Origin of the sequence: Yersinia intermedia (assembly GCF_900635455.1) — a bacterium.
GTDB lineage: Bacteria > Pseudomonadota > Gammaproteobacteria > Enterobacterales > Enterobacteriaceae > Yersinia > Yersinia intermedia.
Genome location: NZ_LR134116.1, coordinates 4,448,436 through 4,462,283 on the forward strand (window position 1 = coordinate 4,448,436; position 13,848 = coordinate 4,462,283).

A 13,848-nucleotide genomic window follows, 5' to 3' on the forward strand; every position below is an offset into this window, starting at 1 on the left:
TCCAAACAAGCCATATATATTAATAACAATAGATTCAATTTATTAATTCTATAAAAAAACACAATATATTGCATTTGAACTAGAGACAATAATAACATTACAGTTAGTCTGGTATTTATCAGCTAAAAAATGATTATAATCGCGCATTGGCATTTTCTCTCTAAATGCATTTTTGTAAGGTAAAGAAAAATGGAACAGTTTGAAACCATCAGTGTTGAGCAGGCTCATCGCCACCTGAAAGAGAATACCGCCGTATTAGTCGATATCCGCGATCCACAGAGTTATGAGGCGGGCCATGCACCCACTGCGTTCCATTTGACCAATAACAGCCTACATACCTTTATGCAGCAAACTGATTTTGAACAGTCGGTGATGGTGATGTGCTACCACGGCAATAGCAGCAAAGGGGCAGCGCAATATTTGCTCCAGCAAGGCTTTGAGGCGGTTTACAGTATTGACGGTGGCTTTGAGGCTTGGGCCAAAGGCTATCCGCAAGAAATCATTCGTGAAAATGTCTGATTTTGTTATCTGTTTGTAGCTTGCGATTCGCCACAGCCGACCAGATTGTGATATTTTTAAGCACTTTAATCGCATTCATAATATCTATACCCAAAATCATTAGTGTTGCAGGTAGGCAACAAGCGAACACCGCTTACAACCCTGCGGCTTCAGATACGAAAGGTATAGACGGTAATGGGCAATATGATTCGTGTAATAGCAATCTCTAATCCGCGCCTGGCGCAGGCCTTTGTGGATTATATGGCCACTCGCAATGTGGTCTTGGAAGTTCGGCCTGATACTCAGGGTGCAGAGATCTGGCTCGCCGATGACGAGCAATTGCCCTTGGTACAGCAGGAGCTGGAGCAGTTTTTGCTGGAGCCACTCAATCCACGCTATCAGGCCGCAAGCTGGCAATCGGGTAATTTACACTCAAATTTATCCTATCAGCGCTTTTCCTACTTGCAGACGCTGCGCAGTCAGGCCGGCCCACTGACATTGAGTGTCATGGTGCTGTGCATCGCCATTTATATTCTGATGCAGATTGTCGGCGATGCGGCGGTGATGTCATGGCTTGCCTGGCCCCGTGACGAGAGCCAATACCTACAACTTTGGCGTTGGGTCAGCCATGGTTTTTTACACTTTTCGCTACTGCATATCTTGTTTAACCTGATGTGGTGGTGGTATCTGGCAGGGCAAATGGAAAAACGGCTTGGCACCGGTAAATTGCTGGTATTAACTGTTGTTTCGGCCCTGTTCAGCGGCTGGGGGCAATCGCTGTTTAGCGGTGTGAATTTTGGCGGTCTGTCTGGTGTGGTATATGCCTTAATGGGTTATGTCTGGCTGACCGGCGAACGCGCACCTGAGCGCGGTATCTCGTTGCCAAGAGGTTTAATGGCTTTTTCTGTTCTCTGGCTGATTGCCGGTTATTTCGATGTTTTAGGTTTGTCGATTGCTAATGCAGCTCACGTTTCAGGTTTGATTATTGGGTTATTAATGGCATTTTGGGATACGCGCAGCAGCGTAAGAACCACACAATAACCGCCTGGAGCAACCAGGCGCATTAGGGGATTACCGTGAAGCAAACGCAGCGGCATGATGCGATTATTGAATTAGTACGCCAACAAGGCTACGTCAGTACTGAAGAGTTAGTAGAACATTTTGCCGTTAGCCCACAAACCATCCGGCGTGATTTGAATGATTTGGCTGACCAAAACAAAATTCATCGCCATCATGGTGGTGCAGCACTTCCTTCCAGCTCGGTTAATGCCGCCTATAACGATCGTAAAGTGATGTGGTCAGAAGAAAAGGCGCGTATTGCCCAGCGTGTTGCCAGCCAGATCCCCGATGGTGCAACACTGTTTATTGATATCGGCACGACGCCAGAAGCGGTCGCCCACGCGCTGATGAACCATAAGGGGCTACGGGTAGTAACCAATAATCTTAACGTTGCTACCTTGCTAACGGCCAAAGAGGATTTCCGGCTGATTCTGGCAGGTGGTGAAGTTCGTACCCGCGATGGCGGGATTATTGGTGAAGCCACACTGGATTTCATCTCTCAGTTCCGTCTTGATTACGGCATCCTCGGCATCAGTGGTATTGATATGGACGGCTCGCTCTTGGAGTTTGATTATCATGAAGTGCGTACCAAGCGAGCGATTATCGAGAACTCCCGTTGTGTGATGCTGGTGACCGACCACTCCAAGTTTGGCCGTAACGCGATGGTGAATTTGGGGAACATGAATTTGATTGATTATCTGTTTACTGATCAGGCGCCTCCTCCGAGTGTGATGAAGATTATTGAGCAGCATCAGGTTCAATTGGAGTTGTGTTAGTCGTTAAATTTTAGTTTTGGTGATCCGGTGCGGTTGTTAAGTCAACTCAAGTGATCTAACAACCGAATCGGACCACAGAACACCGAACAACCAAACCTAATCACCAAACCTAATCACCAAATCCAAATCCAGTCCTTCCTCCCACATTTTGATAACAAAATTGTTACCTCCATCACGGGGGAATGTTTTTTTTTGGTTAACTCTTGGCTTATTTGTTGGTTTTTGATTACAATCGTGAGCGAAAACGAACATTAAAGAGCTATTCCGAACATCTGGAGGAAGGAAGCATGGAAACCAAAGACTTGATCGTGATCGGTGGCGGCATTAATGGTGCCGGTATCGCTGCTGATGCGGCAGGGCGTGGCCTGTCCGTTCTGCTGCTGGAAGCGCAAGACTTGGCCTGTGCTACGTCTTCCGCCAGCTCCAAACTTATCCACGGTGGTCTGCGCTATCTGGAACACTATGAATTCCGTCTGGTAAGTGAAGCACTGGCCGAACGTGAAGTATTATTGAAACTGGCACCGCATATTGCGTTTCCAATGCGTTTTCGTTTGCCGCATCAACCCCACCTGCGCCCAGCCTGGATGATCCGCACCGGTTTGTTCCTGTACGATCACTTGGGCAAACGTACCAGTTTGCCTGCCAGTAAAGGGCTGCGTTTTGGACCAGAATCGGTATTGAAACCAGAATTGGTGCGCGGTTTCGAATATTCTGACTGCTGGGTCGATGATGCCCGTTTGGTGGTGCTGAATGCACAAGAAGTGGTCGAGCGCGGCGGTGAAGTTCGCACCCGTACCAAAGTGACTCGCGCCTGGCGTGAACAAGGTCTATGGGTGGTTGAAGCCATTGATGTGAATACTGGCAAAACCTTTACCTGCCGGGCCAAAGGCTTGGTAAATGCCACCGGCCCGTGGGTTAAGCAATTCTTCGACGACGGCCTGAAGCTGAAATCACCTTATGGCATTCGCTTGATCAAAGGCAGCCATATTGTCGTACCACGGGTTCATAATCAGCCGCAGGCCTATATTCTGCAAAACGAAGACCACCGTATTGTTTTCGTCATTCCGTGGTTAGATGAATATTCCATCATCGGCACCACAGACGTGGAATACCACGGTGATCCGAAAGAGGTGAAAATCGACTCACAAGAGATCGATTACCTGCTGAAAGTGTATAACGATCACTTTAAAAAACAGTTGGGTCGCGACGATATCGTGTGGACCTACTCAGGTGTGCGCCCGCTATGTGACGATGAATCAGATTCACCACAAGCCGTCACCCGCGACTACACGTTGGATGTAGCCGATGAAGACGGTAAAGCGCCACTGCTCTCTGTATTTGGCGGCAAACTGACTACCTATCGCAAACTGGCAGAACACGCGCTGGAAAAACTGTCTGGCTACTATCCGAATGTTGGCCCGGCATGGACCAAGACTGGCGCGTTACCGGGCGGGGATCTTGGCGGCAGCCGTGATAACTATACTGTTCAGTTGCGCCATCGCTATAACTGGTTACCTGAAGGGTTGGCCCGCCGCTATACCCATACCTATGGTAGCCATAGCGAACTAATTTTGGCAGAAGCGACCAGTATCGAAAGCTTGGGTGAACATTTCGGCCATGGCTTATACGAAGCAGAATTGCGCTATCTGGTTGAAAAAGAATGGGTTGTTGAACTGGATGATGCAATTTGGCGCCGTACCAAGTTAGGTATGGCTCTGGACGATGCACAGAAACAGCGCATTGCCCAATGGCTGGCGCAAGTACAGGCCGGGAAACAACAGACATTATCGCTGGTTTCCTGATAACCCATCCGGCGCGTCGATCTGTTTAAAAAAACCCTCTTCACTGTTGAAGAGGGTTTTTATTATTAACTCAGTGGATATAACTACAGCCTGATAGGTTTAATATGCCAAATCTCATTGGCATATTCCTCAATGGTACGATCTGAAGAGAAGTAACCCATATTGGCAATATTGAGTAACGTTTTGCGCGTCCATTCGTCCGAATGGCGATATAGATTATCAACTTGCTCTTGAGTATCCACATAGCTGCGATAATCGGCCAATAGCTGGTAGTGATCACCAAAATTGACCAGTGAATCGAACAAGCTGGTATAGCGTTTAGGGTCTTCGGGACTAAAGGTGCCCGTCGCCATTTGCGTCAATGCCAGATGCAGTTCAGGATCTTCATCGTAATATTTCCGCGGGTTATAACCGTTGTTGCGCAGCGCTTCGACCTGTTCGGTGGTGTTACCGAAGATAAAGATATTCTTTTCGCCTACATGTTCGCGGATTTCGACGTTGGCCCCATCCAGTGTGCCGATTGTCAGCGCCCCGTTAAGGGCAAACTTCATATTACTGGTACCTGAAGCCTCGGTTCCCGCCAGCGAAATCTGTTCCGATAGGTCTGCGGCCGGAATGATCAACTGCGCCAAACTCACGCTATAGTTCGGAATAAATACCACTTTAAGCAGATTATTAATCCGAGGATCATTGTTGATCACTTTCGCTACATCATTGATCAACCGAATGATTTGCTTAGCATTGTAATACGCTGATGCCGCTTTACCGGCAAAAATCACCACGCGTGGCACCCATTTATCATCCGGTGCTTCGAGAATACGGTTATAGCGAGTGATAACGTGCAACACATTCAGCAGTTGCCGTTTGTACTCATGAATACGCTTGATCTGTACATCAAACAGCGCCGCCGGATTAACCACAATATTGAGCTTTTCCGCAATGTAAATCGCCAGCCGTTTTTTGTTCTCCAGCTTGGCCTTTTGTAATGCCTGCAAGAAGCTGGGGTAATCGAGGTTTTTTTCCAGTTCACTGAGTTGGCTAAGATCAGTCCGCCAATGATGACCGATACTCTCATCCAGAACTTTCGCCAGTGGCCGGTTAGCCAGCCCCAGCCAACGCCGTGGTGTCACTCCGTTGGTTTTATTGCAGAAGCGATTAGGGAAAATGTGAGCGAAATCGGCAAACAGCGACTGCACCATAAGCTCGGAATGCAGGGCAGACACACCGTTAACTTTATGGCTGGCGATCACCGCAAGCCATGCCATTCGTACCTTCCGCCCATGAGTTTCATCAATAATAGAGACCCGTGATAACAGTTCGGGTTCAGACGGATATTGTTCCTGTACCAGTTTGAGGAAATGATCATTGATATCAAAAATGATTTGCAGATGGCGCGGCAGGATCTTGCCGATCATGTCGATTGGCCAAGTTTCCAGCGCTTCGGTCATCAACGTGTGATTGGTGTATGAGAACACCTGCTGCACAACATCCCATGCCTCCATCCAACTAAACTTATGTTCGTCGATCAACAGACGCATCATTTCAGGAATGGAAAGGACCGGGTGAGTATCATTGAGATGAATAGCAATCTTATCTGCCAGATTATCGAATGTTTGGTGCATGGCCCAGTGGCGGCTGAGGATATCCTGCACCGTCGCCGACACGAGAAAGTACTCTTGTCGTAAACGTAATTCACGGCCGGAATAGGTAGAGTCATCGGGATACAGCACTCGTGATACGTTTTCTGAATGGTTTTTATCTTCAACCGCAGCAAAGTAATCACCCTGATTGAATTTACCCAGATTGATTTCATTACTGGCCTGCGCGGACCATAAGCGCAGTGTATTAGTGGCATCCGTATCAAAGCCGGGGATAATTTGATCATAAGCACAGGCAAGGATTTCTTCGGTTTCCAGCCAGCGGGTTTTACTGCCTTCCTGCTGAATTCGCCCACCGAAGCGCACTTTATAGCGGGTATTATGACGTGGGAATTCCCAGGCATTGCCGTATTCCAGCCAGTTATCTGGCGACTCCATCTGTTGACCATCCACTATTTTCTGGCTGAACATGCCATATTCGTAGCGGATGCCGTAGCCACGGCCCGGTAGTGCCAGCGTTGCCAATGAATCCAGAAAGCATGCCGCCAGTCGGCCCAAGCCACCATTGCCTAATCCAGGGTCGTTTTCTTCTTGCAATAACTCAGACAGGTTAAGGCCCATCTCGTCCAGTGCCTGTTCGATATCTTCATAAATCCCCATCGATAGCAGTGCATTAGAAAGCGTTCGCCCCAACAAAAACTCCATCGATAGATAGTAAACCTGACGCACATCTTGTGATAATTGCGCACGGTTAGAACGCAGCCAGCGCTCTACCATCCGATCACGTACCGCAAACAATGTCGCATTCAGCCAGTCGTGCTGAGTCGCAATCGAGGGATCTTTGCCAACAATAAACATCAATTTGTAGGCAATCGAGTGTTTCAGCGCATCCACACTGACAACGGGTGAGGTATAACTGAACGGTGATGTCATAGCGGTTTTCCCAATTCGTGGTTACAACAAATCGACAATTAGAGACGCCGATAAAGTGACAGATATTGACCAGCAGCTACTTGCCAACCAAAGTCCAACCCCATTGCATGGCGCTGAACATGACGCCAATGTTTTGGCCGGCTCCACAGAACAAAAGCACGGCGTATTGCCCGCACCAATGCCTGCGCATCGCATTCATCAAACACAAACCCCGAGGCGCTGCCATCCGCCAGATTTTCCAGCGCGCAATCCACCACGGTATCTGCCAACCCGCCCGTATGCCGGACCAGTGGCAAAGTGCCATATTTCAAACCATATAACTGCGTTAACCCACAAGGTTCAAAGCGGCTAGGCACCAGGATCACATCTGCACCGGCAATGATTCGGTGAGAAAATGCCTCGTGATAACCAATTTGTACCCCAACCTGGCCGGAATAGTCTGCCGCTGCCGCCAAAAACGCCTCTTGTAGAATGGCATCTCCCGCCCCCAAGACCGCCAATTGCCCACCCAACTTCAGTAATTCAGGCAAAGCGTCCAACACCAAATCCAACCCTTTTTGCTCAGTCAATCTACTGACCACGGCAAAAACAGGTTTCTTATCTGTCACCTCCAACCCCATCGTCGTTTGCAGATGCACTTTGTTGATGGCTTTTTCTTGCAGGTTCTCTGCGTCATAGCAGGCATGCAGCAAGGTATCACTCTGTGGATCCCAAATATTGCCATCCACCCCGTTAAGAATGCCGGTCAAACGCCCCTGACTGGCACGCTCTTGCAGTAGCCCTTCCATGCCGTAACCAAAAGCAGGTTGGGTAATCTCTTTGGCGTAGGTCGGGCTGACGGTGGTGACATGATCAGCAAAGAACAACCCGGCTTTCAGATAGGAAATTTGACCGTAGAATTCCAGCCCGTACATTTGGAAAAATGCAGCAGGAAGTTGTAGTTCAGCCAAATGATGCCCTGAAAATAGCCCCTGATAAGCCAAATTATGGACGGTAAATACCGACCGTGCTGGTCTACCACGCGCGGCCAGATAAGCGCAGGCCAGCCCAGCGTGCCAGTCATGGGCATGCACGACCTCTGGACGCCAGTAGCCATCCAGCCCACAAGCCAGTTCACACGCCATCCACCCCAGCAAGGCAAAGCGGCGATAGTTATCGGCATAGGCATTCAACGACTGGTCGTGGTAAGGGCTGCCAGCTCGGTCATACAACCACGGCGCATCAATAAGATAGATGCCAATACCCTCATAATGGCCGTAACGCAGAGAGACTCGCCCAGCAAAGGTGTCGATCTCCCGGACCAGTACAGTATCTGGTATACCACGGTGCAAATCAGGGAAGCCCGGTAGCATGACCCGAACATCAGCCCCTTCAGCAATTTGTGCGGCAGGTAAAGCGCCGACAACATCAGCCAATCCCCCTGTTTTCAACAAAGGGAATAACTCAGAACATACGTGTAGAACCCGCATCATTTTTCCTGATCCTTCCATTTGGTTTTGGCTTACGTCTAATCTAATAAACTAGAAATGAACCAAATGGGCGTTATTGTTGCAGCCAATTTGAACGCGGACAGCGCGCAAAAACCGGAGCGTACACGTAGTACGTGAGGATTTTTAGCACCGCCCAAGTTCAAAATGGCAAATAAAATAGCCCTATTTTGCGGCCAACTTAGCCAGCATCGCACGTGTCACTAACACCACTCCCCCCTCAGAACGATAAAAACGGGCGCTATCTTCATCGGCGTTCTCCCCGATAACCATCCCTTCAGGGATATGACAGGCGCGATCAATAATGCAGCGACGTAAACGGCACGAGCGGCCAACATTGACATCAGGCAGCAATACCGTGGAATCAATGGTACAAAACGAATTCACCCGCACCCGTGGGAACAACACCGAGTGCACCACTACCGAGCCAGACACAATACAACCACCAGACACCAGCGAATTCATGGTCATGCCATGACTACCTGAGCGATCCTGGACAAACTTAGCCGGCGGCAAAGGTTCCATATGGGTACGAATTGGCCAGGCACGGTCATACATATCCAGCTCAGGGGTTACCGATGCTAAATCGAGGTTGGCCCGCCAGTAGGCATCCAATGTCCCAACATCACGCCAATAAGGCGGCAATTCAGCATTGGATGTCACACAGGAGAGATCAAATGGATGTGCCCAAGCCGCCTTCTGCTCGGTAAGCTTGGGAATCAAATCTTTACCAAAATCATGCGTCGAGCCGGGGGTATTCATATCTTCTTCTAATAACTTGAATAGATAATTGGCATTAAAAATATAGATCCCCATACTGGCTAACGCCATATCTGGCCGCCCAGGCATTGAAGGTGGGTTCGCAGGTTTTTCAAAGAACGCCGTTATCTGGTAATCCTCGTCTACCTCCATCACCCCAAACTCATGGGCCTCGTTAATCGGGACGGGGATACAAGCAACGGTACACTCAGCACCTTTCTCCACATGGTCAATAAGCATGCGCGAGTAATCCATCTTGTAGATGTGATCACCGGCCAGAATGACGACATATTCCGCCTCATAGCGGCGGATAATATCCAGATTTTGATAAACTGCATCCGCAGTACCTTTGTACCAATGCTCGGTACTCAAACGTTGTTGGGCAGGCAATAAATCAACAAACTCGTTCATCTCCTCATTGAGGAATGACCAACCACGTTGAATATGCTGCACCAGAGTATGAGACTGGTACTGGGTAATGACACCGATACGGCGAATACCTGAATTCAGGCAGTTAGAGAGCGCAAAATCGATGATACGGAACTTGCCACCAAAATGTACCGCAGGTTTGGCACGGGTGGCGGTCAAATCTTTCAGGCGAGAACCACGACCTCCGGCCAGAATCAGCGCCACAGACTTATTCGGTAATTGTCTGGCTAACATCAACGGATCTTTATTTTCGAATTTAACCATGGCTGGCTCCTTAAGATTTCTGTACGAGTACGCAAATGTCATGCGCGGATCCGTTCCATACGGTGAATGATTCCATCGGTTCTGACGGCCCAAAAGGAGGAACAACCTCCCATTCCCCCGCAGGTAAATGTATTTCACACTCTTGACCAGTGGCGTTAATCACCACCAGCCAGCGCTGAGACAACAGAATTTGCAGCCGTTTCTGGCAGCCATGTTCCCAAGCCGCATCACTCAGCACTTGCCCCTGACTATCTAGCCATTGCACATTGCCATCACCTTCCTGCCACCATGAGTCCTTAGTCAGGGCCGGAATTTGTTGGCGTAACCGGATAAGATCGGTGGTAAATGTCATTAATGAACGATCCGCACTGCCCCAGTCGAGCCAGGTGAGGATGTTGTTCTGACAATATGCATTGTTATTACCTTGCTGGCTGTGACCATGCTCGTCACCGGCCAGTAACATTGGCGTTCCCTGCGAGAGTAATAAGCTGGCTAACAATGCGCGCTGGCAAGACTTACGCCGTTGCCAGATAGCCTCATCAGCCACCAACCCTTCGCTACCAAAGTTATTACTAAGATTGTTATCACTGCCATCACGGTTTTCTTCACCATTGATTTGATTGTGTTTTTGGTTAAAACACAGCAAATCCTGCAAAGTGAAACCATCATGGGCGGTAATTTGATTGATACTGGCGGAAGGCAAACGCTCCCGCTGCTGGAAAAGATGACTTGAGGCGGCAAAATGCTGAGCAAACAGCCCCAGAGGTAAGTCATCCCGTAACCAGAAACGGCGCATCGCATCACGGTACTGGTCATTCCATTCACTAAAACCGGTGGGGAAGTTACCCAGTTGATAGCCCCCTAAGCCGATATCCCAAGGCTCGGCAATCATCTTGCAGGCACTCAACCGCTCATCCGCCGCCAGTGCGGCAAATAAAGGGGCATGTTGGTCAAAAGCTGGCGTGCGGCCCAGCACGGTTCCCAGATCAAAACGGAAGCCATCAACATGGCAGCTATCGAGCCAGTGATGCAGGCAGTCGATGACCCACTGCATAACATTAGGATGATTAAGCCGCAGCGCATTGCCGCAGCCAGTCATGTTGTCGTATTCACCCTCAGGGGTAAGCCAGTAGTAGCTAGCATTATCGATACCACGCTGGCACAGGGTTGGGCCGAATACATCCAGTTCAGCGCTGTGGTTGAACACCACATCCAGAATCACTTCGATACCCGCTTTATGCAACGCTTTGACTGCATCCCGTAGCTCCCGCAGCGGGGATATACCTTCACGGCCCGAGGCATAATCAGGATCAACAGCATAAGGTGCCAGCACGTTATAGCCCCAATAATTGCTCAGCCCCATTTTCTGTAAACGAGGTTCATCGACGTGGAATTGCACTGGCAGCAACTCCAGTGTGGTCACGCCCATGTTTTGCAAATAGGCAATCATGATGGGATGAGCCAACGCTGCGTAGCTACCACGCAGGTCAGCCGGAATATCAGGATGCAGTTGGGTTAAGCCACGCACATGGGCTTCATAAATTACGGTATTGCCCCAAGGAATAGCCGGTGGCTTATCCCCCTGCCAGTCATATTCTTCATGTAACACAATACATTTAGGTAAAGCGGCAGCACTGTCGCGCTCATCGGGCTGATTAACCCCGCACTCTAAACTTGAGTCATCCGCCACTTTGCGATCTAATGCATGCGCACCGGGGTCTATCAATAATTTATGTGGGTTAAAACGATGCCCTTGTTGTGGATCAAATGGCCCGCTGACCCGATAACCATAGCGCTGCCCCGGTTTACCACCGGGCAGATAGCCATGCCAGATGTCGCCACTGCGGGTGGGCAATGCAATCCTCACTTCTTGGTTATTGTCATCAAACAGGCACAACTCCACCTTTTCAGCATGGGCCGAAAACAGCGTGAAATTTATCCCATCCCCATCAAAATGAGCACCAATCGGTGCCGGGGAACCACGGGTAAGGCGGGTCATTCTCCCTCTCCCGCAACAAATCCCTCCCGCAATAAATAGATAGTCGACAGTGGCGGCAGTGTTAACAACAATGAATGCGCGTGGTTATGACTACCGACATGATCGCTATAGATGCCGCCCTGATTACCCAGATTACTGCCGCAGTAAAATTCAGAGTCAGAATTAAGCACTTCCCGATAATGCCCGCCCTGCGGAATACCCACACGGTAGTTGTAACGCGGCACTGGGGTGAAATTACTGATAGCAATCAGTTCGCCACCATTCGCATCACGGCGCAAGAAAGCAAACACTGAATTTTCATGGTCATCCACCACCAGCCACTCAAAACCATCAGACTGATAATCCAACTCATATAATGGCGCATGTTGTTGATAACAGTGGTTCAGGTCACGAACGAAACGCTGCACACCACTATGCCAGCCGTTTTTATCATCCAGTAAATGCCAGTCCAGGCTGGTATCGAAATTCCACTCACGCCCCTGAGCAAACTCGCAGCCCATAAACAGCAGTTTTTTACCGGGATGCGCCCACATAAACGCGTAATAAGCACGCAGGTTGGCAAATTTCTGCCAGGCATCTCCCGGCATACGATCGAGCACCGAGCGCTTACCGTGGACCACTTCATCGTGGGAGATAGGCAAGATAAAGTTCTCGGTATAAGCGTACAACATACCGAAAGTCATCAGATTATGGTGATATTTGCGGTGAATCGGATCGCACTGCATGTAATTAAGGGTGTCATGCATCCAGCCCATATTCCATTTGTAGTTAAATCCTAATCCACCGGCATCAGGCGGTAATGTCACCCCAGGGAAATCGGTCGATTCTTCCGCCATGGTCACACCACCTGGGCGCTCAACGCCGATGGTGTGATTGGTGTAACGCAGGAAAGCAATCGCTTCCAGATTTTCGCGCCCGCCGTAATAGTTAGGCACCCACTGCCCTTCAGCACGGCTATAATCGCGATAAATCATCGAAGCCACAGCATCAATACGCAATGCGTCGATACCAAAACGTTCCATCCAGTAAAACGCATTGCCAGCCAAATAGTTACGAACTTCATTACGGCCATAGTTATAAATCAGGGTATTCCAATCCTGATGATAGCCTTCGCGCGGATCGGCATATTCATATAACGAGGTGCCATCAAACTGCATGAGCCCATGTTCATCGCTTGGGAAGTGACCAGGAACCCAATCAAGGATGACGTTAATCCCCGCCGCATGGAATTTGGCGACAAAATCTTTGAAATCCTGCGGTGTACCAAAGCGGCGGGTCGGCGCATACAGCCCAAGTGGCTGATAACCCCAACTGCCATCGAACGGATGTTCGTTAATCGGCAGTAATTCGACATGGGTAAATCCCATGTATTTAACGTATTCGACCAGTTGCTCAGCCAACTCACCATAACTGAGCCAAAAGTTATCATCGGTATGACGACGCCACGAACCGAGATGGACTTCATAGATAGAAACCGGTGAGCGCAAATCATTGGCTTTTTGTCTTGCTGGCGTATTTGGCACCACTTCAGGTAACGGACTGACTAATGAGGCTGTTTCTGGCCGCATCTGAGCCTCAAATGCATAAGGATCTGCTTTTAACCGCACCTGATCATTACTGTCTATTATCTCAAATTTGTACAACTGGCCTGCCTGTACTCCGGGCAGGAATAGCTCCCAAATACCATTTTCGCGCCGTAACCGCATCGGGTGGCGGCGGCCATCCCAAAAGTTAAACTCCCCCACCACAGACACCCGTTTGGCATTAGGTGCCCAAACGGCAAAACTGACCCCCGCGACCCCATCAAGGCTCATCAAATGCCCCCCCAGACGTTCATAAGGGCGTAAATGGGTGCCTTCGGCCAAGAGCCAACTGTCAATATCCTGCAATAACGTTCCGAATCGGTAGGGATCTTCAATAATTTGGGGACTGTCTTGCCAGGTAACCGCTAATTGATAACGAAACGGGCTTTTACGACGAGGAAGCTTAGCCATGAAAAAGCCGCGCGGGTCTTCACTGGTCAATTGAGCAATGTTGCGCCCACTTTCCGTTTCGACCAGCCAGACTTCTTTAGCATCTGGCAGCAATGCGCATATCTGTAACCCTTGTGCAGTTTGGTGCATACCCAAAATAGAAAAGGGATCGGCATAATGGCCGGAAATAATCTGATTAATCACCTGACGGTCGGGAAGTACTGGCATGATTTCTTCCTATGATTAACGGCATGATTTTGAGCCAAATTCT

Annotated in this window: 9 protein-coding genes; 4 read left to right on the forward strand and 5 right to left on the reverse strand. The window is 49.3% G+C overall.

Features of this window, described 5'->3' with window-relative positions; all coding sequences use genetic code 11:
• The first annotated feature begins 189 nt into the window (after positions 1-189).
• The 4 genes from glpE (at position 190) to glpD (ending at position 4,135) form a co-directional block, all read left to right on the forward strand.
• Positions 190-519 carry a thiosulfate sulfurtransferase GlpE gene (gene glpE, locus EL015_RS20435; RefSeq protein ID WP_005186054.1) on the forward strand — a complete coding sequence of 110 codons (330 nt, stop codon included), beginning with the start codon at positions 190-192 and terminating at the stop codon, positions 517-519.
• Between the two features lie 183 nt (positions 520-702).
• Positions 703-1,539, forward strand: a complete 837-nt coding sequence (gene glpG, locus EL015_RS20440) for a rhomboid family intramembrane serine protease GlpG (RefSeq protein WP_032906613.1) — start codon at positions 703-705, stop codon at positions 1,537-1,539.
• 35 nt (positions 1,540-1,574) lie between these two features.
• Positions 1,575-2,333: a DeoR/GlpR family transcriptional regulator gene (locus EL015_RS20445; protein ID WP_005186048.1), complete on the forward strand. Its 759-nt coding sequence runs from the start codon at positions 1,575-1,577 to the stop codon at positions 2,331-2,333.
• A gap of 287 nt (positions 2,334-2,620) precedes the next feature.
• Positions 2,621-4,135, forward strand: coding sequence for a glycerol-3-phosphate dehydrogenase (gene glpD / locus EL015_RS20450; RefSeq protein WP_032906564.1), 1,515 nt, complete (start codon positions 2,621-2,623; stop codon positions 4,133-4,135).
• A gap of 83 nt (positions 4,136-4,218) precedes the next feature.
• On the opposite strand, the gene glgP is transcribed toward glpD, so the two are convergent.
• The 5 genes from glgP to glgB form a co-directional block, all read right to left on the reverse strand.
• Positions 4,219-6,666 carry a glycogen phosphorylase gene (gene glgP / locus EL015_RS20455; RefSeq protein ID WP_005186043.1) on the reverse strand — a complete coding sequence of 816 codons (2,448 nt, stop codon included), beginning with the start codon at positions 6,664-6,666 and terminating at the stop codon, positions 4,219-4,221.
• A gap of 38 nt (positions 6,667-6,704) precedes the next feature.
• Positions 6,705-8,135, reverse strand: coding sequence for a glycogen synthase GlgA (gene glgA / locus EL015_RS20460; RefSeq protein ID WP_032906612.1), 1,431 nt, complete (start codon positions 8,133-8,135; stop codon positions 6,705-6,707).
• A 183-nt stretch (positions 8,136-8,318) separates the two neighbouring features.
• Complete coding sequence (gene glgC, locus EL015_RS20465) at positions 8,319-9,605, reverse strand: glucose-1-phosphate adenylyltransferase (RefSeq protein WP_005186037.1); 1,287 nt, start codon at positions 9,603-9,605, stop codon at positions 8,319-8,321.
• Between the two features lie 10 nt (positions 9,606-9,615).
• The gene (glgX, locus tag EL015_RS20470; protein ID WP_032906562.1) at positions 9,616-11,604 is read right to left on the reverse strand and encodes a glycogen debranching protein GlgX; all 1,989 of its coding nucleotides are present in this window, start codon (positions 11,602-11,604) and stop codon (positions 9,616-9,618) included.
• Positions 11,601-13,805: a 1,4-alpha-glucan branching protein GlgB gene (glgB, locus tag EL015_RS20475; RefSeq protein ID WP_005186030.1), complete on the reverse strand. Its 2,205-nt coding sequence runs from the start codon at positions 13,803-13,805 to the stop codon at positions 11,601-11,603. Before glgB ends, glgX begins: the two co-directional genes overlap by 4 nt.
• Between the last annotated feature and the right edge of the window lie 43 nt (positions 13,806-13,848).